The 24819-nt window shown below is 60.7% G+C and carries 21 protein-coding genes, 4 tRNA genes and 1 pseudogene; 10 read left to right on the plus strand and 16 right to left on the minus strand.

The features are described from left to right. Positions 1-16 precede the first annotated feature (16 nt). The 4 genes from ABIE33_RS01250 to ABIE33_RS01265 all read right to left on the minus strand — a co-directional run bounded on the left by ABIE33_RS01250 (position 17) and on the right by ABIE33_RS01265 (position 2188). Positions 17-92: transfer RNA gene (locus ABIE33_RS01250), tRNA-Trp, on the minus strand. A gap of 464 nt (positions 93-556) precedes the next feature. Then, positions 557-1732, minus strand: coding sequence for an elongation factor Tu (gene tuf / locus ABIE33_RS01255; protein WP_077498427.1), 1176 nt, complete (start codon positions 1730-1732; stop codon positions 557-559). Positions 1733-2006: 274 nt separating this feature from the next. After that, positions 2007-2080, minus strand: a tRNA-Gly gene (locus tag ABIE33_RS01260). Between the two features lie 23 nt (positions 2081-2103). After that, positions 2104-2188, minus strand: a tRNA-Tyr gene (locus tag ABIE33_RS01265). 218 nt (positions 2189-2406) lie between these two features. On the opposite strand from ABIE33_RS01265, the gene ABIE33_RS01270 reads away from it, so the two are divergent. Then, on the plus strand, positions 2407-3282 hold the full coding sequence (locus ABIE33_RS01270) for a TrmH family RNA methyltransferase (protein WP_429120388.1): 876 nt from the start codon (positions 2407-2409) through the stop codon (positions 3280-3282). Between the two features lie 266 nt (positions 3283-3548). Here ABIE33_RS01270 and ABIE33_RS01275 read toward each other — a convergent pair whose 3' ends face one another. Next, positions 3549-3845, minus strand: a complete 297-nt coding sequence (locus ABIE33_RS01275; protein WP_429120391.1) for a hypothetical protein — start codon at positions 3843-3845, stop codon at positions 3549-3551. Between the two features lie 130 nt (positions 3846-3975). Further along, positions 3976-4596 (minus strand): FMN-dependent NADH-azoreductase, encoded by a 621-nt coding sequence (locus tag ABIE33_RS01280; RefSeq protein ID WP_429120394.1) that lies wholly within the window; start codon positions 4594-4596, stop codon positions 3976-3978. 139 nt (positions 4597-4735) lie between these two features. Here ABIE33_RS01280 and ABIE33_RS01285 point away from each other — a divergent pair, with 139 nt between their 5' ends. Then, the gene (locus tag ABIE33_RS01285; RefSeq protein ID WP_429120395.1) at positions 4736-5677 is read left to right on the plus strand and encodes a LysR family transcriptional regulator; all 942 of its coding nucleotides are present in this window, start codon (positions 4736-4738) and stop codon (positions 5675-5677) included. A gap of 207 nt (positions 5678-5884) precedes the next feature. Here the strand turns inward: ABIE33_RS01285 and ABIE33_RS01290 are convergent, their stop codons facing one another. Then, entirely contained in the window at positions 5885-6109 is a 225-nt protein-coding gene (locus tag ABIE33_RS01290; protein WP_429120398.1) for a hypothetical protein, read from the minus strand. A 188-nt stretch (positions 6110-6297) separates the two neighbouring features. Beyond that, positions 6298-6373, minus strand: a tRNA-Thr gene (locus tag ABIE33_RS01295). Positions 6374-6532: 159 nt separating this feature from the next. On the opposite strand from ABIE33_RS01295, the gene ABIE33_RS01300 reads away from it, so the two are divergent. After that, positions 6533-7306, plus strand: coding sequence for an NAD kinase (locus ABIE33_RS01300; protein ID WP_429120400.1), 774 nt, complete (start codon positions 6533-6535; stop codon positions 7304-7306). 113 nt (positions 7307-7419) lie between these two features. Next, on the plus strand, positions 7420-7929 hold the full coding sequence (locus ABIE33_RS01305; RefSeq protein WP_429120403.1) for a hypothetical protein: 510 nt from the start codon (positions 7420-7422) through the stop codon (positions 7927-7929). Positions 7930-8023: 94 nt separating this feature from the next. Here the strand turns inward: ABIE33_RS01305 and prfB are convergent. From prfB to ABIE33_RS01320, 3 genes are all read right to left on the minus strand, one after another. Beyond that, positions 8024-9155, minus strand: a protein-coding gene (prfB, locus tag ABIE33_RS01310; protein WP_429120406.1) for a peptide chain release factor 2 whose coding sequence is annotated in 2 segments (ribosomal slippage) — positions 8024-9085 and positions 9087-9155 — 1131 coding nt in all. Because the reading frame shifts where the segments join, the coding sequence is not laid out codon by codon here. 97 nt (positions 9156-9252) lie between these two features. Further along, positions 9253-11706, minus strand: a complete 2454-nt coding sequence (locus ABIE33_RS01315; protein ID WP_429120408.1) for a penicillin-binding protein 1A — start codon at positions 11704-11706, stop codon at positions 9253-9255. A 356-nt stretch (positions 11707-12062) separates the two neighbouring features. Beyond that, complete coding sequence (locus ABIE33_RS01320) at positions 12063-13304, minus strand: N-acetylmuramoyl-L-alanine amidase (RefSeq protein WP_429120411.1); 1242 nt, start codon at positions 13302-13304, stop codon at positions 12063-12065. 760 nt (positions 13305-14064) lie between these two features. Here ABIE33_RS01320 and ABIE33_RS01325 point away from each other — a divergent pair. After that, a complete protein-coding gene (locus tag ABIE33_RS01325; RefSeq protein WP_429120414.1) occupies positions 14065-16884 on the plus strand; it encodes an Rne/Rng family ribonuclease in 2820 nt (939 codons plus the stop codon). Positions 16885-17047: 163 nt separating this feature from the next. On the opposite strand, the gene ABIE33_RS01330 is transcribed toward ABIE33_RS01325, so the two are convergent. Beyond that, the gene (locus tag ABIE33_RS01330; RefSeq protein ID WP_429123020.1) at positions 17048-18160 is read right to left on the minus strand and encodes a pyridoxal phosphate-dependent aminotransferase; all 1113 of its coding nucleotides are present in this window, start codon (positions 18158-18160) and stop codon (positions 17048-17050) included. Between the two features lie 278 nt (positions 18161-18438). Here ABIE33_RS01330 and ABIE33_RS01335 point away from each other — a divergent pair, with 278 nt between their 5' ends. The 5 genes from ABIE33_RS01335 (at position 18439) to aat (ending at position 22239) form a co-directional block, all read left to right on the plus strand. After that, positions 18439-19206 carry a DsbA family protein gene (locus ABIE33_RS01335; RefSeq protein ID WP_429120417.1) on the plus strand — a complete coding sequence of 256 codons (768 nt, stop codon included), beginning with the start codon at positions 18439-18441 and terminating at the stop codon, positions 19204-19206. Between the two features lie 118 nt (positions 19207-19324). After that, positions 19325-19771, plus strand: a complete 447-nt coding sequence (gene aroQ / locus ABIE33_RS01340) for a type II 3-dehydroquinate dehydratase (RefSeq protein WP_053247093.1) — start codon at positions 19325-19327, stop codon at positions 19769-19771. A gap of 23 nt (positions 19772-19794) precedes the next feature. Next, a complete protein-coding gene (accB, locus tag ABIE33_RS01345) occupies positions 19795-20259 on the plus strand; it encodes an acetyl-CoA carboxylase biotin carboxyl carrier protein (RefSeq protein ID WP_429120420.1) in 465 nt (154 codons plus the stop codon). Between the two features lie 12 nt (positions 20260-20271). Continuing rightward, complete coding sequence (gene accC, locus ABIE33_RS01350) at positions 20272-21615, plus strand: acetyl-CoA carboxylase biotin carboxylase subunit (RefSeq protein WP_429120423.1); 1344 nt, start codon at positions 20272-20274, stop codon at positions 21613-21615. Positions 21616-21624: 9 nt separating this feature from the next. Further along, positions 21625-22239, plus strand: coding sequence for a leucyl/phenylalanyl-tRNA--protein transferase (aat, locus tag ABIE33_RS01355; RefSeq protein ID WP_429120426.1), 615 nt, complete (start codon positions 21625-21627; stop codon positions 22237-22239). Positions 22240-22629: 390 nt separating this feature from the next. Here the strand turns inward: aat and ABIE33_RS01360 are convergent, their stop codons facing one another. The 4 genes and pseudogenes from ABIE33_RS01360 to ABIE33_RS01375 all read right to left on the minus strand — a co-directional run bounded on the left by ABIE33_RS01360 (position 22630) and on the right by ABIE33_RS01375 (position 24819). Continuing rightward, complete coding sequence (locus tag ABIE33_RS01360) at positions 22630-23082, minus strand: DUF2155 domain-containing protein (protein WP_429120429.1); 453 nt, start codon at positions 23080-23082, stop codon at positions 22630-22632. A 128-nt stretch (positions 23083-23210) separates the two neighbouring features. Continuing rightward, positions 23211-23606 (minus strand): NADH:ubiquinone oxidoreductase subunit NDUFA12, encoded by a 396-nt coding sequence (locus ABIE33_RS01365; RefSeq protein ID WP_053247087.1) that lies wholly within the window; start codon positions 23604-23606, stop codon positions 23211-23213. A 108-nt stretch (positions 23607-23714) separates the two neighbouring features. Beyond that, positions 23715-24174, minus strand: a pseudogene (locus ABIE33_RS01370) (GNAT family N-acetyltransferase). 147 nt (positions 24175-24321) lie between these two features. Further along, complete coding sequence (locus tag ABIE33_RS01375; RefSeq protein ID WP_429120432.1) at positions 24322-24819, minus strand: N-acetyltransferase family protein; 498 nt, start codon at positions 24817-24819, stop codon at positions 24322-24324.

Below are 24819 nucleotides of genomic sequence, written 5' to 3' on the forward strand. Positions count from 1 at the left end.
CAAAGGTCGAAGGCAATGGCAGGGGCAGCCGGGCTTGAACCGACGACCTGCGGTTTTGGAGACCGCCGCTCTACCAACTGAGCTATACCCCTAGATCGCTCCAGCCGGCCATTTTCGAACCGGTCAGTGCATCAAGTCAGCGGCTTATTATTCAGTTTATCGGGCGATGACAAGCGTCTTTGACGGAAAAGATTCAAATTCTTGTGGCAAAAACGGCAACAACGCGCGATGCGCCTTTTCATTCTGCGCCGTACTATCCGTAGCGCGCAATGCGCGCGTCGTTCCTTACGGCCGCGGCGACTTTACGACCGCGCTACGATGCATTGACAGGGCCGCGCGTCGTGCCGGCGGCTAAGCCTCGCGCCGCACGAACTTGCGGCAGGCGCGCCCCACCCGATGCCGCGATACCCTTCCTCATGCCTTCCCTCCCGCAGAGTTCACGCAGACTTAAGGGGGGGGCTCGCCCCTGCCCCACACGTTTGGCAGTAGGCCCTTTCAAACGCAAGAAGCCCCGCCGTTTCCAGCGGGGCCTTTTTGAAGCGAGATAATCCAGGGATTACTCGACGATCGAAGCGACGATGCCGGCGCCGACGGTACGGCCGCCTTCGCGGATAGCGAAGCGCAGCTTTTCTTCCATCGCGATCGGAACGATCAGCTCAACGGCAACCGTGACGTTGTCGCCAGGCATAACCATTTCCGTGCCTTCCGGAAGCGTGACGATACCCGTCACGTCCGTCGTGCGGAAGTAGAACTGCGGACGGTAGTTCGTGAAGAACGGCGTATGACGGCCGCCTTCTTCCTTCGTCAGGATGTAGGCTTCGGCCATGAACTTCTTGTGCGGCTTGACCGAACCCGGCTTGCACAGAATCTGGCCACGCTCAACGCCATCACGGTTAACACCACGGATCAGCGCGCCGATGTTGTCGCCGGCCTGGCCCTGGTCGAGCAGCTTGCGGAACATTTCAACGCCCGTAACCGTCGTCTTCGACGTGTCGCGGATGCCGACGATTTCAACTTCTTCGCCAACCTTGACGATGCCGCGCTCAACGCGACCGGTCACAACCGTACCGCGACCCGAGATCGAGAACACGTCTTCGATCGGCATCAGGAACGGCAGGTCGATCGGACGCTCAGGCGTCGGGATGTAGGCGTCAACAGCAGCCATCAGCTCGCGGATCGCGTCTTCGCCGATCTTCTTGTCCGAATCTTCAAGAGCAGCAAGTGCCGAACCCTTGATGATCGGAATGTCGTCGCCCGGGAATTCGTAGGACGACAGAAGTTCGCGAACTTCAAGCTCGACGAGCTCGAGAAGCTCGGCGTCGTCAACCTGGTCGACCTTGTTGAGGAACACGACAATTGCCGGAACGCCAACCTGGCGAGCAAGCAGGATGTGCTCGCGGGTCTGCGGCATCGGGCCGTCAGCAGCCGAGCAAACCAGGATCGCGCCGTCCATCTGCGCTGCACCGGTGATCATGTTCTTGACGTAGTCGGCGTGGCCGGGGCAGTCGACGTGCGCGTAGTGGCGGTTCGGCGTCTCATACTCAACGTGAGCCGTCGAAATCGTGATACCACGGGCCTTTTCTTCCGGAGCAGCGTCGATCTGGTCGTACGCCTTGTACTCGCCGAAGTACTTCGTGATCGCTGCCGTCAGCGACGTCTTGCCATGGTCAACGTGGCCAATCGTGCCAATGTTAACGTGCGGCTTGTTGCGCTCAAATTTGCTCTTTGCCATGGGTACGTTTCCTGTGGTCAAGTATGATTGATCAGCCGGCGGGGCCGGTTTGTGGAGCCGTTTAAGGGTTTCAAGGGATTTGCGCAAGACTTAATTGCGTGCGCCCGGACCGGCCACGGCGGCCTTTTCCTACCGTCATGTAAGAACGGCGCATCGAAGATGCAATTTGGGCAGTTTTCCGAATCATTTCGCGACGCGGCGAAAGAACAAACAACGACTTACGAAGAGCGGTTGAAGTGCAGCATTAAGAATGTGGAGAGGGGATCAGCGCTGCTGGAGCGGGTAGCGGGAATCGAACCCGCGTATTCAGCTTGGAAGGCTGCTGCTCTACCATTGAGCTATACCCGCGGGCCTTCGATCCAGAAGCAGAATGGTGGAGGGAGTTGGATTTGAACCAACGTAGGCTGAGCCAACGGATTTACAGTCCGTCCCCTTTAACCACTCGGGCATCCCTCCATTATTCTGTCGGGATCAAGTCGACCAAGCATTTGAGATCGTGAGACATCCAGCGATTTGTCGTTGCCGCCTCTCGATCTGCGCCGGGTATATGACGGCCCGCCTTGCTCCTGTCAACACGCCTAAACGGAAATTTTGCGAAATTCTCCACAGGTCCGCTTTATCCACTACCATCGAATTCCGTTCCCAGGCCAGGCGAAGCGCTCTATAAGGCAGGCATGAGCAAAGATGACACGGGCGACAAGAGCGCCAAGAACACCCATTACGCCACTCTCAGACGCGCCCACCGCGATGCCAAGCGCGAGCGCGGGGAGATTCCGACGCCCAAGCAGGATCGCTGGCGCAAGCAACCAGGCGACTGGAAGCCGCCGGCACTCGCGCCCGAGCAAGTGCTGCTCTATGGCCTGCATACGGTTCGCGCAGCGCTCGACAACCCGGCGCGCAAGATCGTTCGCCTGTGCGTGACCCAGAACGCCGCGGCTCGGCTGGAACTCGACGAACTCTCGGAGCTCCCCTTCCCGGTCGAGACGGTGGCGCCACAGGATCTCGATAAGATTCTCGGTCCCGACGCCATCCATCAGGGTGTGATGCTCGAAACCAAGCCGCTGCCGCTGCGCAAGCTCGAAGCACTCAGCGAATGCCAGCTCATTCTCGTGCTCGACCAGGTCACTGATCCCCACAATGTCGGCGCGATCATGCGGTCGGCCGTCGCATTCGATGCCGGCGCCTTGATCACCACCATCCGCCACAGCCCGACCGAATCAGGCGTTCTTGCGAAATCCGCTTCCGGCGCCCTGGAAATGATCCCCTATATCCAGATCACCAATCTTTCTGACACGATCGAGGAACTGCACCGCCTCGGCTTCCACACGATCGGGCTCGATTCGGAGGGGCCGGCGCAGCTCGAAGGCACCTTTACCGGCGGCAAGGTCGCGCTGGTGCTTGGATCCGAGGGCAAGGGTCTCAGGCAGAAGACACGATCGACCGTCAAGGCGCTCGCCCGCCTCGACATGCCCGGCGCAATCAAGTCGCTCAACGTTTCGAATGCGGCTGCGATCGCCATGTATGCAGCGCGTCAGTTCCTGAGCAAATAAATCGGCCACCGACGAACACCTGTGAAGCTTTCCAGCTGCTCGCAACCGGAAAGCTTCACAGGTGCCGTAGGTGATGACTGGATTCGCCTAAGAATCTTGGCGCCGTTGCTGTGCGACGCAATCGCCGCCTACTGCATGTTTCCTTAAATCCTATTCGATTTAAGGACAAAAACATGCAGCAGTTCAAAGTGATACAGCGACCTTTGCGCGTCTGATAAGACGCGCGACGCTGTAGCAGCCGATTGCCGCGCAGGCCGTCGCGGTCGTCAGAAACGCGTGGCTATATCCTTGTTCACTCGAAGCCATAGGGTTTGATTGCTCGCCGTCGGGCATCCGTCGCGAAGCTTCTTCCAGGTGGTGACGTTGAGGTTCATTTCGCAGCGTGCGAGATAGGACATTCCGTCGACACGCAGGCAGGCTGTCTGGCCGAGCTCGTATTTCGAGCCGTCCCGGTTGCGGCAAGTGCAGCGCGTATCCGGCGGCGACGCATATCCGACATCGGCGGCCACCATGGCGACCACCGCAGCGATGACAGCCAAGGGCCTTCTCCGCCGGTCTCTCATGAGCACATCATAATACAGATTCGCTCACTCGAAAACGGACAATGCCGGCTGCATGGGCAACCGGCACCGTCCGCAATGGGGGCCAACGCCCCTTCATCGGACCACCGAGGCGATCCGGTGAACTCTTGTTTTAGCTGGCCAGACGAAGGACAGTGCCTTCGGCAATGGTCTTTTCGGCCTCGGCGATCGCGAACTGCTTGGAGTCGGCGCTGAGGTTCAGGCCCTCGGCGCGCACAAATTCAACGTCTGTGATCCCGAAGAAGCCGAAGACCGTCTTCAGGTAAGACTCCTGGTGATCCATCGCCGAAGCCGGGCCGGCGGAATAGTGGCCGCCGCGGGTCGAAGCGATGATGACCTTCTTGCCCTTGGCGAGGCCTTCCGGGCCAGATTCGGTGTAACGGAAGGTCTTGCCGTTGACGGCGAGACGGTCGATCCAGGCCTTGAGCTGGCTCGGAATGGAGAAGTTGTACATCGGCGCGCCGACGACGACAGTGTCGGCAGCCAGGAATTCTTCGAGCATTTCACGGCCGATCTTGACTTCGGCAGCCAGGTCGGCATCAACACCTGCGAGATCGGCAGGCGCCATGATCTGGGCGCCGGTCAGATGCGGGATCTGGCTGGTGGCGAGATCGCGGTAGGTAACTTTGGCATCCGGACGGTCTGCCTTGATCTGGGCGGTGATCGCCGCGGTCAGGCGACGGGAAACGGAGTGATCACCCAGGATACCGGAGTCGATGTGAAGGACGTTCATGTGAAGCACCTTTGTGTTGGCGTTGCGGTGCATCACATATGATTGGAAAACAATCGCGCGATAAGTCAGCGGTTATTTGACATACTGTTTCCAGATGGAAACAGTGAGACCGCGATCGGGCGATGGGAGACGGAAACAGATGCAGGACCTGAACGACCTCGCCCTCTTCGCGGCCGTCGTGCGCAACAACGGCTTCAGTGCTGCCGCGCGCGATCTGAATATCCCCAAATCCAAGCTGAGCAAACACGTGGCACGCCTCGAAGAGCAGCTCGGCGTCCGGCTGCTGGAGCGCTCGACCCGCAAGCTGCGTGTCACAGAGATCGGGCAGGTGTTCTACGAACATTGCCAGGGCTTGCTCGATGGCGTCGCCCTGGCGGAAGCCGAGATCGCCGCCGTCAAGGCCGAGCCGACCGGTACGGTCCGCCTTGCCTGCCCGCTCGGCTTCACGCCGATGCTGGCCGACATCCTGCCCGCCTTCCATCGCCGCTATCCCGGCGTTCGTCTGCTGATTACCACCACCAACCGGCGGATCGATCTGATCGAGGAGCGGATCGACGTGGCGTTGCGCGCCCGCGATCAACTGGACACTGACAATCAGCTGATCATTCGCAGGTTCGGAGAAGTGCGTCAGAGGTTGGCGGCCAGTCCCACCCTGCTCGCCCGCTTCGACGACGTCGCGATCGACAATCTCAGCGAGATGCCGACACTGTCGATGAACGAGCAGCACGCCACCGACGTCTGGCGTCTGGTCGATGGCGAAGGTAACACCGCCGAAATTTCACACCGGCCGATCATCGGCTGCAGCGATTTCCTCATCCTCGAGCGCGCAGCCATCGAGGGCATGGGCGTGGCACTCTTGCCCGACCACATCTGCGAGCGTGCCTTCCGGGCCGGCGTACTTATCCCTGTGCTGCCGGAATGGACCTCGGGCGACGTTGTCGTCCATCTCGTCTTCCCCTCGCGCCACGGCATGCTGCCGGCGACCCGCGCCCTCATAGACTATCTCGCCGACAATCTCCTGAACGCCATGCAAAAATGCCGAGAGATTATCCCGAAGGGAGCCGGATCGTTCGAGATCTGAACAGGGCAGTCACGCGAGACCCCGCAGGATCGGGCGTGTCGGGATGCCTGACGCTGGCAGACCATCAGCACGTTGCCATCGGGATCACGCAGCGTGAGCCAGTGGTCGGCCTGTATGGGCACGATCTCGACGCCAGGATCGAGCGCGTGCCGATAGGACGTGTCGATGCCCGACGTATCAAAAAGGATGAGCGGCGGATCGCGACAGTTATCCGGTACCAGACCGTCGCATCGAGAACCAGGCGACTGTCCCGGCCGCAAGAAAGACGGCCAGATACCCGTGCTGGCTTTCCGGCTGTCGCCCGTGCTGGCTTTCCGGCACTGTCGAAAGACCGAACGGTCGCGCATACCAGGCTTTGGCGCGCTCAGTGTCCGCTACTGGAACGAAGACTGCCCCACTTTGGATCGTAACGCCGACATTCTTAATCTTCACGAAGGATTTCCACGCGACCCCAGCCATACAAGGCGCGGTAGGCGATTGCCGCGAAGCAAGCCCCTCGCGAGATCAGATCAGTCAAGGCATGGCCAAGATACGGCGAACTCGCCCTGCCGGCGTCCGCCAAACATCACGCATGCGCCGGACCGAAGTGGCGCGAAAACAAATGCTTTCCTGGAAAAAAGTGGTGCCCCCAGAGAGACTCGAACTCCCGACCCTCTGATTACAAATCAGATGCTCTACCAACTGAGCTATAAGGGCACTTTCAGCGGTGGGAGTTATCATAATCTCACAGCGTGTAAAGCAAAATTGCGAATTCTCCCAATTTTTCAGATGCGTTTAGGGTCAGGCCGTGCCAGAAACGAAGCCTAGGCTCGGCCATCGCGGCGATGCTCAACATGTTGAACGGACTGAAAATTCATGGCCCGAACGTTCACTTCTCTCGCATTCCTTGCCTCTCCAGCAGAAGAGGCGCAAAAGGCGGCGGCTGATCTGAAGGCGATCTACGGCGATCATGATGCCGACAAGGCCGACGTGATCGTCGCGCTCGGCGGCGATGGCTTCATGTTGCAGACGCTGCACCAGACGATGAATTCGGGCAAGCTCGTCTATGGCATGAACCGGGGATCGGTCGGGTTCCTGATGAACCGCTACAGCACCGAAAATCTGACGGCGCGTATCTGCAATGCCGTCGAAAATGCCTTTCACCCACTGGAGATGCAGACCACCGACGGTGAAGGCGCGACATTCAAGGCGCTCGCCATCAACGAGGTCTATCTGTTCCGGCAATCCTACCAGGCGGCCAAGCTGCGTGTGGTCATCGACGGCAAGACCCGGCTCGAAGAGTTGACCTGCGACGGGTTGCTGCTGGCCACGCCCGCCGGCTCCACCGCCTACAACCTCTCGGCGCACGGACCGATCCTGCCGCTGGAGGCGCCGCTTCTGGCGCTGACGCCCGTCAGCCCATTCCGTCCACGGCGGTGGCGTGGTGCCCTGCTGCCAAACCACGTCACCGTCGAGATCGAGATCATCGAGGCCGAGAAGCGCCCGGTCAACGCCGTTGCCGACCACCAGGAAGTCAAGTCGGTGACGAAGGTGCGCATCGCCGAATCGGAAAACATGACCGCCCGCATTCTCTCGGATCCCGATCATTCCTGGTCGGACCGCATCCTGGCCGAGCAATTTTCCAATTGAGCCGACGTTCTCGACGCGCGATATGGTATAATTTCGGTAATGGCCGGCCGATCGGCCACGGACCAATTTTGCAGCAAGCGCCGCGTCGCGGTTCGAACGGGAAATCAAAAGCGATGCACAAGCCTCTCCTCCTTGCGCTTCTTCTCGCCATGGCCGGCGTGAACGCCCATGCCGAGGACGCGAACGTGGTTTCGCCCGAAGTGACCTTCGTCACCAGCACCGGCTACTGGGAGGAAAGCGGCGATCCGCTTTCGGCACTGGACCCGAACGGCACGCAAGCGGATGCACCTACCGAACCGAAGAGTGCCGACGGCGCACGGCGCGGCTACTATAAGCTGATCGCCCTTCGGCAACCGGATGGCACCGCGCAGATCCACCTGCAGCAGATCGAGGCGACACCCACTGGACCGGAAGTCGTCTCCTCCGCCGAACTCGAGGAATTCTCGTCGCTGAAGGCCTATGTCACGGACATCAGACCGGAAACGTCGACGGGCGTGACCGCGCAGCCCGGCATGTTCGCGACCGTCTATCTGAAAACCGATCCCGCCGCCCGCGAGCCGGAGAGCTGGACCGTGTTGATCGACGATCTCGGCGATATCAAAGTCGAGCGGGCCTCGAACTAAGCCCAAAAAGAAAGGCCGGACGAAACCATCCGGCCTTTTTTGATTTTCGCATGCTCAATTCATGCCGGCAGGCAAAGCCCCGCCTCAATCACTGCTAGTTCAAGTCATCGACCACGGCATCTGCACCGCCGCTGACGCGGTGGGCAAGTGCGGCTTCCATGAACTCGTTCAGTTCGCCGTCCAGAACGTCGCCCGGCGCCGTGCTTTCGACACCGGTGCGCATGTCCTTCACCAGCTGGTAGGGCTGCAGCACGTAGGAGCGGATCTGGTGGCCCCAGCCGATATCGGTCTTCGATGCCGCTTCGGCGTTGGCCGCGTCCTCGCGCTTCTTAAGCTCGGACTCGTAAAGACGGGCGCGCAGCATGTCCCAGGCCTTGGCCCGGTTCTTGTGCTGAGAGCGCTCCTGCTGGCACTGCACGACGATGCCGGACGGCATGTGCGTGATGCGCACGGCCGAGTCGGTGGTGTTGACGTGCTGGCCGCCGGCGCCCGACGAGCGATAGGTGTCGATGCGGCAATCGCTCTCGTTGATGTCGATTTGGATCGAATCATCGACAACAGGGTAGACCCAGATCGACGAGAACGACGTATGGCGACGCGCGTTGCTGTCGTAGGGCGAGATACGCACCAGACGGTGCACGCCCGATTCCGTCTTCAGCCAGCCATAGGCATTGTGGCCCTTGACCAGCAGCGTCGCCGACTTGATACCAGCCTCTTCGCCGTCCTGAATTTCCATCAGTTCGACCTTATATCCCTGGCGCTCGGACCAACGGGTGTACATGCGCAACAGCATGTTCGCCCAGTCCTGGCTCTCGGTGCCGCCGGCACCGGAATGCACTTCGAGATAGGTGTCGTTCTGATCGGCCTCGCCGGACAGCATCGCCTCGACCTGCTTCTTGGCCGCTTCGTTGCGCAGCTCGCGCAGCGCCTGCTCGGCATCGGCAACGATGGCGGCGTCGCCCTCTTCTTCGCCAAGTTCGATCAGTTCGATGTTGTCGCTGAGCTGCTGTTCGAAATGGCGCAGGCCGTTGATGCCATCGTCGAGCTGCTGGCGCTCGCGCATCAGTTTCTGCGCTTCGGCCGCATCATTCCAGAGCGACGGATCTTCCGCCTTGTTGTTCAACCAGTCCAGTCGTCTTACCGCCTGATCCCAGTCAAAGATGCCTCCTCAGCAGGCTTATGGCCTGCTTGATTTCGTCGACAATGTTCTCGATTTCGCTGCGCATGATCCTGCTTCTTGTGAACCCGATTTAACGTGAGCGTCAAATAGCGATGCCCGCCGCTGATGTAAAGCCGGCGGGCATTGGGAGGCTGGGAAAGGGTCTAGAACAGGCCGTTAGAGCCGGAAGTGACGGCCTGGTTTGCCTGCGGGGAATTCTTCAAAATTTCCTCCGGCGGCACGTATTGGTCGAGGCCGCCGATGACCGAGAAGGTATCGGCCGGGCCGGTGCCGGGCTTGAAGGCCTCGATGATCGTGTCCGGCTCGCCTTCGTAGGCGGCCATGCCGGTCTTGCGGTTGACGGCGATCATGTTCATGCCTTCCGGCACCACAAACTTGCCGGGACGCGAGCCCTTGATGGCTTCCTGCATGAAGTTGTTGAAGATCGGCACGGCAAGGCTGCCACCGGTCGCGCCGCGACCGAGCGGGGCCGGGTTATCAAAGCCGAGGTAGAGGCCGGCGACGAGATCAGGCGTGTAGCCGACGAACCAGGCGTCCTTCTCATCGTTGGTGGTACCGGTCTTGCCGGCAACCGGGCGATCGAGCTTGATCTTACCGGCAGCCGTGCCCCGCAGAACCACACCCTCCATCATCGAGGTGATCTGATAGGAGGTCATCGGGTCGAGAACCTGTTCGCGATTGTCGGTAAGCACAGGCTCTTCCTGGTTGCCCCAATCAGCCGCGTTGCAGTTGTCGCAGGTCCGGTCCTCGTGACGGAAGATCGTCTTACCGTAGCGGTCCTGGATCCGGTCGATCAGCGAAGGCTTGATCTGCTTGCCGCCATTGGCAAGAACCGAATAAGCCGAAACCATGCGCAGGACCGTCGTTTCGCCCGAGCCCAACGACATCGCCAGTAGTGGTGGCATCTTGTCGTAGATGCCGAAACGTTCAGCATATTCGGCAACGATGTTCATGCCCATGTCGTTGGCGAGGCGAACCGTCATCAGGTTACGCGATTTCTCGATGCCGAGGCGCAGCGTCGACGGGCCTGCCGAGCCGCCGCCGTAGTTCTCCGGGCGCCAGACCTGGCCGCCGGCGACGATTTCGATCGGCGCATCGAGAATAACGGATGCGGGCGTATAGCCGTTGTCGAGCGCGGCAGCATAAACGAACGGCTTGAACGAGGAGCCCGGCTGGCGCATCGCCTGGGTTGCGCGGTTGAATTCCGACTGACCGTAGGAAAAGCCGCCGACCATTGCCAGCACGCGGCCGGTCTGCGGATCCATCGCGACCAGGCCACCTTGGACTTTCGGCGGCTGACGCAGGCGGTATTCGCCCTTTTCTGCCAGCGGCTCTACATAGACGACGTCGCCCGGGCCGAGGACACCTTCCGGCGACTTGGCGGATTTGCGTTCGCCACCGGCCGAGCGATAGGCCCACTGCATATTCTTTGCGGAGATATGACCGGTCACGCGTTCTGCGATGATCTTGCCGGACGCTTCCTTGTTCGGCTGGATGCCGATCTCGACACCCTGGCCATCGGCCGAAAGCACGACAGCCAGCTTCCATTCCGGCACGTCGGCCAAGGAAACGACCTTGCCGAGCGGCTCGCCCCAGTCGCCGCCGATCTCGATCGCCTTGACCGGACCATGGAAACCGCGACGCTCGTCATAGCTGAGCAGCCCTTCCTGCAGCGCCTTGCGCGCAGCGATCTGCATGCGCGGATCGAGCGAGGTGCGAACCGAAAGACCACCCTCATAAAGGGCGTTATCGCCGTACTTCTGGATAATCTGCCGACGCACTTCCTCGGCAAAGAAATCGGAGGCAAAGAGATGCGCGCCACCGCGGCGCGGATTGACGCCAAGCGGCTGCCGCTTGGCGTCTTCGCCGTCGGCCTTGGTGACGTAGCCGTTCTCGACCATGCGATCGATGACCCAATTGCGCCGCTCGATCGCGGCATCCGCCTTGCGGAAGGGATGGTAGTTGGCCGGGCCCTTCGGCAGAGCCGCAAGGTATGCGGTTTCGGCGATGGTCAGTTCCGTAACCGATTTGTCGAAATAGGTGAGCGCTGCGCCGGCGATCCCGTAGGCGTTGAGGCCGAAGAAGATCTCGTTCAGGTAGAGTTCGAGAATACGATCCTTGCTATAGGCCTGCTCGATGCGGAAGGAGAGGATCGCTTCCTTGACCTTACGATCGATCGTCTGGTCCGACGAGAGCAGGAAGTTCTTGGCGACCTGCTGCGTGATCGTCGACGCGCCGACGGGGCGGCGACCCGATCCGAAATTCTGAAGGTTGACGGTGATGGCACGCGCGAGACCGGTGATGTCGACGCCCGGGTGCTGATAGAAGTTCTTGTCTTCGGCCGAGATGAACGCCGCCTTGACACGGTCCGGGATCGCCTGGATCGGCAGATAGAGACGCCGCTCGCGGGCGTACTCCGCCATCAGCGCGCCGTTACCGGCGTGGAAGCGCGTGGTGACCGGCGGTGAATACTTCGCCAACACCTCGTAATCCGGCAAATCTTTGGTAACGCTGCCGAGATAGATGGCAACTGCTGCGGCGACACCGAGCAGCAAGAACGCACCAATGCCGAAGAAATATCCAATCAGTCTGATCATCAGTCAGATACCGGTACCTTATTATCGTCCAATCGCCAGGCCACACAAACCGATCGAGACGCTTTCCGTCCCAACGGTCCGCATTTCGTCGGCCTGGCCAAACGCTTCTATCAGAAATCGTCTGGCGCTGCGGCTACACGCGCCACCCGGTTCCTCATATGGCGAGGGGCACCGGGCATCAACACTGTTTCCCAACAAATCCGGGCGCAATTCGGGTTAGGTCCCGGATTGTGCGTAAAATAGGGCTTGTTTCCGATTATCGAGTGCGCATCCTGTTGAAAAGCATATCGCTGTTACCGAGGGGACACAAATCACTTCGTATGCTGCGCCGTCAAACAGATCATGGCGACCGGATCTCAACCGCCGTTTGCGACGGCCTGTTCGCGGTAGCGCTTCACGGCAACGGCAAGCAGACCGGACACTTTCTTGCGCCATTCGGGATCGAGCAGCAGCTTCTCATCGTCCTTGTTAGACATGAACCCGAGCTCGAGCAGGATCGACGGTACATCCGGCGCCTGCAAGACACGGAAGCCCGCGTGACGGTGCGGATTGTTGATGAGGTTGATCTGCCCCTCGAAGGACGACACCACCGTGCGTGCCATGTTGACCGAGAAAGCCTGGGTCTCACGGCGTGTCAGATCGATCAGGATATCGGCGACTTCTGCCGGCTCGCTCTGGAGCGGTACGCCAGCGATCTCGTCGGAAAGGTTTTCGCGCTGCGCCAGGTCGGCCGCCAGATGGTCGGACGCCTTGTCGGAAATCGTATAGACGGTCGCGCCGCGAATGTCCTTCTGTCGCACTGTGTCCGCATGGATCGAAATGAACAGGTTGGCGCCGTTGTTACGGGCGATCTGCACGCGTTGCGGCAACGACAGGAACACGTCCTTGTCGCGGGTCAGAAAGGCCTCGATGCCGTTTTCCCGGTTGAGCGTGGCGACAAGCTCCTGCGCGAAGGCAAGCGTGACATGCTTTTCCTCGGTCCTCGTGCCGCTGCCGATCGCGCCGGTATCGATACCGCCATGGCCGGCATCGATCGCAATCACGAATGCGCCGGTCTTTTCCGCCGGCGCGATTGTCGGCCGATCCGTTTTTGCCGAGACCACCGAGCCCGTCCATTGCTGGTCACCCAGAAGTGTGTCGAACCGGGTCTGGTCGACCTTCTCGGCATCGATGACCAGGCGAAAACTCTTACCGCCCTCCTCCTCGATGACTTCGGCATGGGTGACCGCAACCGGCCCCTTTGCCGATAGGACGACACGAGAACTGCCGGCGCCCATGCCGCCGTAGCGGATGGCCTCGAACAATCCCCGCGGCTCGAGGCTCTCGGCCTTCAGGCCAAAGGCGGTCTCCGGCAGATCGACCACGACCCGCACGGGGTTTGCCACGTAATGAATGGAAAAGTCGGGTTTGCGGTCGAACTCGACGACGACGCGCGTGCGTGCATCGTCACCGGCGACGCGTGCACCGAATGCCAGCAACGGCGCGGGCTCGGCGGCGTATGCCATCGGTCCGGTCACCATCAAAACGCCTGCAACGAACACTGAAGCCGCGACGCGCGCGCCGCCGCGCAGCAGTGTCGACAACAGTGAAGCGTGCATATGATTAGCCGAAGGCTTCACCCCGGTCTCTCCGTCAATCCACGAAATCCTAACGGTCAACGCGCCGGGCGCCTGCCCGCGCGCACCGCGACATCCCTTGATCAATGAACCCTTATGGTTAACCAAAGCTTGACAGCGCTCCTTAAGCAACGCGGCCAAGGCATACGATTCGCCGTTCCCCGACCTACTCTACCGGGGCAAGCGAATCGATCATTATTGTGGCGGCACAGGCTTTTCCCTTGCCAATGTGACATAGAAAACATAAAAGCATCACAAGGAGAAAGTGTTGACGGGATAGAATCGTCGGCCGGGCAGCCGGAGCTTTCCAGAGCTTGGCGCCAGGGAGTGATCGAGCCGGAATTGCCGGTTGCAACCGTATCATCTTTCCGCGGCCGCAAGGTGTTCATCCGCCGTCGCTGCATTTCCTCCCCGTACACTGGATCGTAAATTTCCGGCGGTGGCCGGAGTTCTTAGCGGTGATTTTTCACCGGCAAGCCCGCAAGCGGGCGCATTCATCGGGTCTTTTTGGGACCTTTGACATTGGCATTCTTGTTTGGTCATTGATGTTGACTCAGCGGTATCGGTCAGAAGTAGAGAGGCCCCGGAACGTAACCGTTCCGGCTGCCATCTGGCTGCTGCACCATCACCTGCACCAGACAGGACCTTTCACATCCGGCGCAACCTCTGACGCGAGTGGCAGTCTTCCCAAGGAAGAACGTCTGCCGCCCGTTCCGTTGTCGCGCCGAGGAGCACAACTTAGATGGCAGAGAAAATGCTTATCGATGCGTCTCACTCAGAAGAGACGCGCGTCGTTGTCGTTCGCGGGAACCGCATAGAAGAATTCGACTTCGAATCGGAACACAAGAAACAGATCCGCGGCAACATCTACCTGGCAAAGGTAACGCGAGTGGAGCCTTCGCTCCAGGCGGCCTTCGTCGACTATGGCGGCAATCGCCACGGGTTCCTGGCCTTCGCCGAAATCCACCCCGACTACTATCAGATCCCCCTCGCCGACCGTCAGGCGCTGTTGAAGGCGGAAGCCGAAGAAGCGCGCCGCGACGACGATGTCGAGCACGTCGAAACGGCAACGCCGACCCACAGCGCGCTCAGCGTTCCGGTCGATCTGGAAATCGCCGCCGAAACGGAAGTCGTCGCGGAAGTTACCGAGACGGCCGCTGACGCTATCGTCGAAGCCGACGTGCCCGCCGAAAAGCCCAAGGCAAAGCCAAAGCGCCCGCGCCGCACGAAGGCGAAAATCGCCGAAGAGGCCGCCGCAGCTGCAGCAACCGAAGATGCGGATGCCGGCGAAGAAGGCAATGGCGGCGAGATGGCCGCCATGGTCGACACCGATTCGATCTCCGAAGACGTCGATAGCCGTCGTCGCCGCGATGACGACGACGATGATGACGACAGCCACGACGGCGAGAAGGAAATCATCGAGTCGGTCGGCGCCGAAGACGCGATGGAAGAGGTTCCGGATCGTCACGTTCGCAAGCCGCGCAAGCAGTACCGCATCCAGGAAGTCATCAAGCGCCGCCAGATCCTGCTCGTTCAGGTCGCCAAGGAAGAACGCGGCAACAAGGGCGCAGCGCTGACAACCTACCTGTCGCTCGCCGGTCGCTACTCGGTGTTGATGCCGAACACGGCACGTGGTGGCGGCATTTCCCGCAAGATCACCAACCTGCAGGACCGCAAGCGCCTGAAGGAAATTGCGCGTGGGCTCGAAGTACCGCAGGGCATGGGCGTCATTCTGCGCACCGCCGGCGCCAACCGCACCAAGGTCGAAATCAAGCGCGACTTCGAATATCTGATGCGCCTTTGGGAGAACGTCCGCACCCTGACGCTCAACTCCACGGCCCCCTGCCTCGTTTACGAGGAAGGCAGCCTGATCAAGCGCTCGATCCGCGACCTTTACAACAAGGACATCAGCGAGATCATCGTTTCCGGCGAGGAAGGCTACAAGGAAGCCAAGGGCTTCATGAAGATGCTGATGCCGAGCCACGCGAAAGTGGTTCAGCCTTACCGCGACGTGCATCCGATCTTCTCGCGCTCCGGGATCGAGGCGCAGCTGGACCGCATGCTGCAGCCGCAGGTGACGCTGAAGTCGGGCGGCTACATCATCATCAACCAGACGGAGGCCCTGGTTTCGATCGACGTGAACTCCGGTCGCTCGACCCGCGAGCATTCGATCGAGGACACGGCGCTTCAGACCAATCTGGAGGCCGCCGAAGAAGTCGCCCGCCAGTTGCGCCTTCGCGACCTTGCTGGCCTCGTCGTCATCGACTTCATCGACATGGAAGAAAAGCGGAACAACCGCTCCGTCGAGAAGAGGCTGAAGGATTGCCTGAAGAACGATCGCGCCCGCATCCAGGTCGGCCGCATCTCGCACTTCGGTCTGCTCGAAATGTCGCGCCAGCGCATTCGCGCTTCGGTTCTCGAATCGACGATGCAGACCTGCCCGCATTGCAACGGCACGGGTCACGTCCGCTCGCAGTCTTCGGTCGCGCTGCATGTCCTGCGCGGTATCGAAGAGCACCTGCTCAAGAACACCACCCACAACATCACCGTTCGCACGATCCCCGATATTGCGCTCTATCTGCTCAACCAGAAGCGCGGCACGATCATGGATTACGAACAGCGCTTCGGCGTCTCGATCATCATCGAGGCTGACGCCCATGTCGGCGCGCAGCACTTCGCGATCGATCGCGGCGAGCCGGTCGAAAACCCCGTCAAGATCGAACAGATCCTGCACTTCGAGCCAGAGCCCGAAGAAGACGACGATATCGTGATCGAAGAGGATCTCGACGAGGAAGAAGCAGAAGAAGTTGTCGTCGAACAGCGCCAGGAGCAGCCGAAGCCCGCCGCTCAGGCCGACGACCAGAACGGCCGCAAGCGCAAGCGTCGCCGCCGTCGGCGTGGCAAGGGCAGCCAGCAGGCAGAGGGTGCTACCGCACTGGACGCCGATGCTGCAGACGAGACCGATGACGCCGCCGAGAGCGATGGCGATGAGGACGAAAACGATACGGATGCGCTGACCGCCGACGGCGAACAGAAGCGCAAGCGTCGCCGTCGCGGCAAGCGCGGTGGCCGTCGCAACCGTCCGGAACTGGGCGAAGGTGAAGTCGAAGGCGAGGAGCAGGCTGCTGCATCCGGCGATGGCGAAACCGGCGAGCAGCGCGGCGTGGAAGCACCGGCGGAAGCCGAGGTTGAAGCGGTAGCCGTGATCGCCGAGGCCGAGATCGTCGCGGAAGAGGTGGAGCCCGTCGTCGAGAAGGCAGCCAAGCCGAAGCGCACACGCAAGAAGGCCGTCAAGGCCGAGGAGCCGGTCGTCAGTGCCGACGAGGCAGCGCAGACCGCGGTCGAAGCACAGCCGGAAGCGGCTGAGCCGGTGCCGGCACCGATCGAAGAGGCCGCCGCTGACCTCGAAGAAGGCAAGCCCGCACGTGCGAACCGCGACCTTTCGACGATCGCAACGGAGCCGGTGCTGACCTCGACAGTCACGAACAAGAACGAAGGCACCGAAGAAGACCAGTCCAAGCCCAAGAAGGGCGGATGGTGGCAGCGCCGCGGCTTCTTCTAAGCCGCGCCTGAACTTCGGACGAACAGAAAAGCCCGGACCTTGGTCCGGGCCTTTTCATTTCAGCTTCGAGACGTTCGCAAGCGAATATCCAGCTGCGAGTTTGAATCAAGCGCTTGTCAAAAAGAGTCCGGCAAAGGCCGCAACCTGCTGAAACCACAGAGGATCAGGCGATCCAGCGGGCGATCCGATCCATCGCTTCGCTCATGTCGGCTGTCGATCCGGCATAGGAGAACCGCATCGTACGATGCCCTTCGAGCGGATCGAAATCGAAGCCGGGCGTTGCCGCCACGTTGATTTCCGCCAGCATCCGGCGGGCAAACGCCATGCTGTCGTTGGTGAAGCGACTGACATCCGCATAGGCATAGAAAGCACCGTCCATCGGTGACGCGATCGAAAATCCGATCTCCGACAGTCGCTTCAGCAGCATTTCGCGATTGGCCGCGTAGGCCGCCTTGTAGCCATCGAGCTCAATCTGCGCACCGAGTGCCGCCTCCGCCGCGATCTGTGACAGCTCCGGCGGCGAGATGTAGAGGCTCTGGGCGATGCGCTCGAAGCCGCGAACCTGTGCTTCCGGCAGCACCATCCAGCCGATCCGCCACCCGGTCATGCAATAATATTTGGAGAAGGAGTTGATGACGAAGACATCGTCTGTCACCTCCAGCGCGCTTGTCTCTTCACCGGCGAAGGTCAGCCCGTGATAGATCTCGTCGGAGATGAAGGCGATGTTTTCGGCGCGGCAATAGTCGGCGAGCGCCTTGAGACCTGCCCTGCCCGTGACCGTACCCGTCGGGTTGGCCGGGCTTGCCAGAAGCACACCCTTCAACGGGCGGCCTATCTTCGCGGCAGCACGCGCCAGGTTCTCTGGCGTCAAAGTGAAACCGCTCTCGGCATTGGCTTCCACCTCCACGACCGTCAGGCCAAGCGCTGCGAGAATGTTGCGATAGGCGGGATATCCGGGCCGCGCGATCGCCACGCAATCGCCGGGATCGAAGAGCGCGAGGAAGGCAAGATTGAATCCGGCCGAGGACCCGGTGGTCACCGCAATGCGTTGCGGGTCGAGCGCGATACCGTGGCGCTTCTGATAGTGCCGGGCGATAGCGGTTCTGAGAGACAACGTGCCAAGCGCGTCGGTGTAGCCGAGCCGACCATGCTCGAGCGCCTTGCGCGCCGCATCCAGGGCCGCCTTCGGCGCAGGGTGCGCCGGTTGGCCGACGGCCATCGAAATCACCGGGTGTCCGGCATCGCGTCGGCGCGTTGCTTCTGCCAGAACGTCCATGGCATGAAAGGGTTCGACGGCGCTGCGGTTCGACAATTCTACCAAGGCAATATCCTCAAGAAGCGGCTAACTTCGGCCCCTTTGCCCGATCGCTGAAAGCTTCACAAGTGCGCGAGCGCCGTATTTCCGCCGATTTTGCCGTTTCGTTTCACCGGGGCCCACCCTATGCTGCCCGCGTGTTGCGGTGCTGGAGATTCCTGTTGTCTTTTGCAAGCGCGCATTGACGCCGTATCGCGACATGGACGACAGACAGGGCAGGCAGAGACAACGAGGTAGAAATGAATTTCAGCACGAAAATGATTGCCGCCGGAACGCTGGCCGCGTTCATGGCAGGGGTCAGCTTGCCGCAAAGCGCACTGGCGCTCGACCAGACACAGAAGGAAGAGTTTGGCGCCTTCATCAAGGAATATCTGCTCGCCAATCCTGAGATCATGCTTGAGGTCCAGGAAGCGCTGGCCACCAAGCAGCGCGCCAAGCAGCAGGAAGCGGCTGAAGGTGCGATCACCGAAAACAAGAAGGCGATCTTCAACTCCGACTATGACATGGTGCTTGGCAATCCTGATGGAGACGTCACGGTCGTCGAGTTCTACGACTACAACTGTGGCTACTGCAAACGTGCGCTGACGGACATGGACGAGATCCTGTCGAAGGACAAGAACATCCGCTTCGTGCTGAAGGAACTGCCGATCCTCGGCCCGGATTCGCTGGCTGCCCACAAGGTCAGTGCCGCATTCCGTCTGGTCGCGCCCGAGAAGTACGGCGAGTTCCACCGAGCCCTGCTCGGCGGCGAGGACCGCGCAACCGAGGAAACGGCGATTGCCGTTGCCGGCAAGCTCGGCGTCACCGAAAAGCAGCTGCGTGCCAAGATGGAGAAAGAGCCGCATGACGCGGCCGTGCGTGAGGCCTACACCCTCGCCAACGATCTCGGCATCACCGGCACGCCCTCCTACGTGATCGGCAACGAGGCGGTGTTCGGAGCCGTCGGCGCCGAGGAAATCAGCACCAAGGTGTCCAATATGCGCAGCTGCGGCAAGACCGCCTGCTGACCCCCTGCATTGGACAGCCTGTCCCAACTGTGGACAAATCCCGCGAGGACCCAAAGGGCTTTTCCTCGCGGGACCATCAGTCTATAGGTAACCCTCTATCACTGGACCGGAATCCCGCATGCCCACCAAAATTTTCGTGCTGAACGGCCCCAACCTCAATGCGCTCGGCAAGCGCGAACCGGGGATCTATGGCGGCCAGACACTCGCCGACATCGAGGCGATGTGCACCACGGAAGGCAAGGCACTAGGGCTGGAGGTCGACTTTCGGCAATCCAACCATGAAGGCACGCTCGTCGACTGGCTGCATGAGGCCGGCGAAAAGGCGGCAGGCGTCGCGATCAATCCGGCGGCCTACGGCCACACGTCGATCGCGCTGCACGATGCCATCCGCGCAATCGGCATCCCGGTGGTCGAACTGCATCTTTCCAACATCCACGCGCGCGAAGAATTCCGCCACAAGTCGATGATCGCCCCGGCGGTCAAAGGCGTCATCTGCGGTTTCGGTGCGCAGAGTTACATTCTGGCGCTGCATGCGCTAAAGAACCTGACAGAAACGTCGAAATAAAAAGAACACGAGGCTCATATCCCATGGCTGACAAGAAACCCGGTATCGACCAGGCGCTGATCCGCGATCTCGCCAATATCCTGAACGACACGGATCTCACCGAGATTGAAGTGGAGCAGGAAGACCTTCGCATTCGCGTATCGCGCGCCGGCACGCCCGTCGCCGTCTCGATGCCGACCTACCAGGCCCAGCCGGCAGTCCACGCTGCGCAGCCCGTCGCGGCTGCCGCTCCGGCAGAGACCAGCCGCAACTCCAAGAACGCGGTCACGGCTCCGATGGTTGGCACGGCCTACCTCGCGCCGGCTCCGGGCGCCCGCCCGTTCATCGAGGTCGGTACCGTGGTCAAGGAAGGCCAGACGGTTCTGATCATCGAAGCGATGAAGACCATGAACCAGATCCCTGCCCCGCGTTCGGGCAAGGTGACCGAAATCTTCGTACAGGACGCAGCCCCCGTCGAGTATGGCGAGCCGCTGATCGTAATCGAATAAGGCGGCGCTGCGATGATCTCGAAAATTCTCATTGCCAATCGCGGCGAAATCGCCCTTCGCGTGCTGCGCGCCTGTAAGGAGCTCGGCATCGCGACTGTGGCCGTCCACTCCACGGCCGACAGCGATGCCATGCACGTGCGCCTCGCCGACGAAAGCGTCTGCATCGGTCCTCCGCCGTCGCGCGATAGCTATCTGAACATTCACCAGATCGTCGCCGCCTGCGAAATCACCGGCGCTGACGCCGTGCACCCGGGCTACGGCTTCCTGTCGGAAAACGCCAAGTTCGCCGAAATCCTCGAAGCGCACGACATCACCTTCATCGGACCGACGGCGGAACATATCCGCATCATGGGCGACAAGATCACCGCCAAGAAGACGGCGCAGGAACTTGGCATCCCCGTGGTTCCAGGCTCGGACGGCGAAGTGAGGCCGGAAAATGCGCTCGAAGTCGCGCGCCAGATCGGTTTCCCGGTTCTGATCAAGGCGACTGCTGGCGGCGGCGGTCGCGGCATGAAGGTCGCAAGGACCGAGGCTGACCTCGACGAGGCTGTGTCAACCGCTCGTTCCGAGGCGCTCGCGGCCTTCGGTAATGACGCGGTCTATATGGAGAAGTTTCTCGGCAGGCCGCGCCACATCGAAATCCAGATCGTCGGCGACGGCGAAGGCAATGCGATCCATCTCGGCGAGCGCGACTGCTCCTTGCAGCGTCGCCACCAGAAGGTCTGGGAAGAGGCGAACTCGCCCGCCCTTAACGTCGAACAGCGCATGAAGATCGGCCAGGTTTGTGCCGATGCCATGAAGAAGCTGAAGTACCGCGGCGCAGGCACGGTCGAGTTTCTCTACGAGAACGGCGAGTTCTATTTTATCGAAATGAACACCCGTCTTCAGGTGGAGCATCCGATCACCGAGGCGATCACCGGCATCGATCTGGTGCATGAACAGATCCGTGTCGCATCGGGCGGCGGGCTTTCGGTCAAGCAGGAAGACGTCGTATTTTCCGGCCACGCGATCGAGTGCCGTATCAATGCCGAGGATCCGCGTACCTTCGTCCCCTCGCCGGGCACGATCACGCATTTCCACGCTCCGGGCGGTCTCGGCGTTCGCGTCGATTCGGGTGCCTATCAGGGCTACCGTATCCCGCCCTACTACGACAGCTTGATCGGCAAGCTCATCGTCCATGGCCGCACACGTGTTGAATGCATGATGCGCCTTCGTCGTGTGCTCGACGAATTCGTCATCGACGGCATCAAGACGACGCTGCCGCTGTTCCAGGACCTGATCAACAATCAGGATATCGCGAACGGCGAATACGACATCCATTGGCTGGAGCACCATCTGGCCACGACGTCCGAATAGGACCGTGCATTGAAAGGGACGCGCAGCAAGCAACCCGACGTAACACCGGATATGCTGCTGCGCGCCTATTCCATAGGCCTGTTTCCGATGGCCGATTCGGCTGACGATCCGGAGCTTTTCTGGGTCGAGCCGGAAATCCGCGGCGTCATTCCGCTTGATGGCTTTCACGTCTCGCGCAGTCTCTCAAAGACAATCCGCAAGAGCCACTTCGACATCCGCTTCAACACCGCCTTCGAGGCCGTGATGGAAGGCTGCGCAGCGCCGGCGCCGGATCGTCCGACCACCTGGATCAACAACAAGATCCGCTCGCTCTACGCCACACTTCACTCGATGGGCTACGCACACAGCGTCGAAGCCTGGGAGGACGATGCGCTGGTCGGCGGTCTCTATGGCGTCTCACTCGGCTCGGCATTCTTCGGCGAAAGCATGTTTTCCAGGCGCACCAACGCGTCCAAGATCTGCCTCGTGCATCTGGTGGAGCGCTTGCGCGCCAAGGGCTTTGAACTGCTCGACACCCAGTTCACCACCGAGCATCTGAAATCCTTCGGCGCGATCGACGTGCCGAAGGCCGAGTATGAGATCATGCTCGCCAATGCGATGAACTCGCCCGATCTTTCGTTTTGAGCGAATAGCGGATATTGGGCATACCCATTGGGCCTGTATTTCGCAAACCCTTTCATCCAAGCTCAGATTTTTCGAGCGGTGTTGCAGCGTCGCCTGCCAAATAGAGCGCTTCCGCTCTTAAACAGAGTCACGCACGCCCTCTATCTCTTTGTTTTTATGCATTTATTGATGGAGAGCCGCTTTGCGCTTCCTTCGCACGGTGCGGCTGGGCTGTGCCGTTCGAGGAAGGCCTCTGAGACACCAGCAAGGCGATACGCCGCATCCCGTTAAGGACCGCTCGCCTCCCCGCACGCACGGATGTGACAGCTGCCGATGCTTCAAAGGCTGAGCAAACACAGGAGTATTCAATGGAGGATATCGCTGCCGCCTTCGAGTGCGGCAACCACGACGCTATTTCTTGGAAGCCGTATCCGGTGGCGGCAGGTCTGACGTCGCCTTGCAGGATTGCAGCCAGACGTCGTAGACCGGGTGCTCGACGGCATTGAGGCCGGGGCTGTCGGCAAACATCCAGCCGGTAAAAATCCGCCTGATCTTGCGGTCGAGCGTGATCTCGTCGACCTCCACGAAGGTGGTGATCTTCTGGGCTTCGGTGTCGTCCCTGTTATAGCAGACGCGTGGCGTTACCTGCAGGGCGCCGAACTGGACGGTCTCGCCGATATAGACGTCAAAGGTGGTGATGCGGCCAGTGATCTTGTCTATGCCGGAAAACACGGCGACGGCGTTGTTGATCCGCGCGGCCTCGGCCGTACCGGTCGAGGCAGTCATCGGCAACGCGGCTAGCGCGGCGACACCGAGCCGGCTCGATACCTGGCCGATTGTTTTCCGCAGATAAGAACCCGCCATTCCCGCCTGTCTCCCGCGCGCCTTGCATTCACCGTTGATGGATATCAGGCGCTAAACATGAAATGTGGCCGCCCCGTGGTCACTGGACCATTTCGCGAGGCGGCGCGCCTTGTCCGACGACAAGCGTCTCAGGAACCCGGCGTCCAGGCGTCATAGTCGCCCGTCACACGCGGACGAGCGCCAGCGCCGGCGATCGAACCCTGCGGCCGGTAGGCGTTGGCCGTGCCGGTCGGGTTCGGGCGATGCGGCTTCTGCCACTCGCGAGCGACGTATTTTTCGTCCGCCGGCGAAACGTCGGTGCGGTGATGCATCCAGCCGTGCCAGCCGGCCGGAATGGCAGAGGCTTCGGCGTAACCGTTGTAAATCACCCAGCGGCGCGTCCGGCCTTCGGAGTCCTTGCCACCCTGATAGTAGACGTTGCCGAGTTCGTCTTCGCCGACACGTTGACCGTTACGCCAGGTATGAAACCGCGTTCCGATCGTCTGTTGGTTCCACCAGGTGAAAATCTGCAGCAGGAGCTTCATGGATGCCGTCCTCAACCGACCGTTGGGAAGGCGGCCGGATACCAAAACTATGTTCCCGCTTATGCCCCGCCACTCCAGTCTTGTCCAGTGATTCCGAGGCAAGCACGGTCATTTCAACGGCATGTGAAAGCCGACATGGCTGCGAACAAAACCGAGACGCTCGTGCGTCCGTGCGCGTCGCATTCGAAGAGAGTTGGACCTTTGCAGCCCCCTCCTCACGCGCACACTCGATAGCGTGGCGCATCATGCGCGCGCCAATGCCGCGGCCGCGCAGGTCATTACGGGTTTGCACGGCCTCGATCACCAGTCTTGGCTGACCGGGCCCAGGAAGCGACGTCAACAATGTCGTCTGGAAAGTGCCGACCACTTCTTCTCCGAGGCGGGCGACGTAAAGGGCTTGAAGTGGTGACGCTTCGATCCGCGCAAAAGCGGCGAGATAATCCGCGAAAGCCTCAGGCTCGGTCGTGTCTCCATGTCCGCCTACCTCGTCGGCGGCAAAGAGCGCGATGATCGCCGGAAGATCCGCCAGTTCGGCCTTGCGGATATCGAAGTCAACCGTCGCGTCCATGTGTCCTCCCCCGGCTCGGCAATCAGCGCTAAGCGTCAATCATCACAAGGCTACAGTTTCGTGACAGCCAACACCGGTCGCGGCTTTTTCCACAGCGCATGATAATTACGGCCAATCGCAAGCACCTGAATCCGTGGAAACAACGTGTCAGACGAGCGGTTTTTCAAGGATGAGTGCCGGAAGCCCCGACTGGTCGCCGCCGCAATCGCTGGTCTGGCCGACTTCTGAAAATCCATGAGCCCGATAGAATGCGAGCGCGTGAAGGTTCTGCGGTTCGACTTCGACCCGCATGCGTTCCGCATCCGGGAAGCATGTTTCGAGTTCGGCGAAAATATCGCGTCCGATCCCCTGCCTCTGGAATTTCGGCAAGACGTAAAGCTGGTGGAGCACCGCGGTCTTCTTCAGCGTATCGGACATGGACGCATAGCCCATGCCGCCGATGTTGCGGCCATCGTCGGCGACGAGAAACTCCGCGTTCTTGCGCTCCAGCCGGCTCTTAAGCGCCGGCAGCGAATGCCAGCGCCCCGTCAGTTCGTTGACCTTCTCGACACCATAGAAGGTGTCATAGGTCGCGTGCCACGTCTCGACGAGCAGCGCGCGAACCTTTTCCAGATCGCGCTCGCTCGCCGTGCGGACGAAGAACAT

Origin of the sequence: Ensifer sp. 4252 (genome assembly GCF_050434565.1) — a bacterium.
GTDB lineage: Bacteria > Pseudomonadota > Alphaproteobacteria > Rhizobiales > Rhizobiaceae > Ensifer.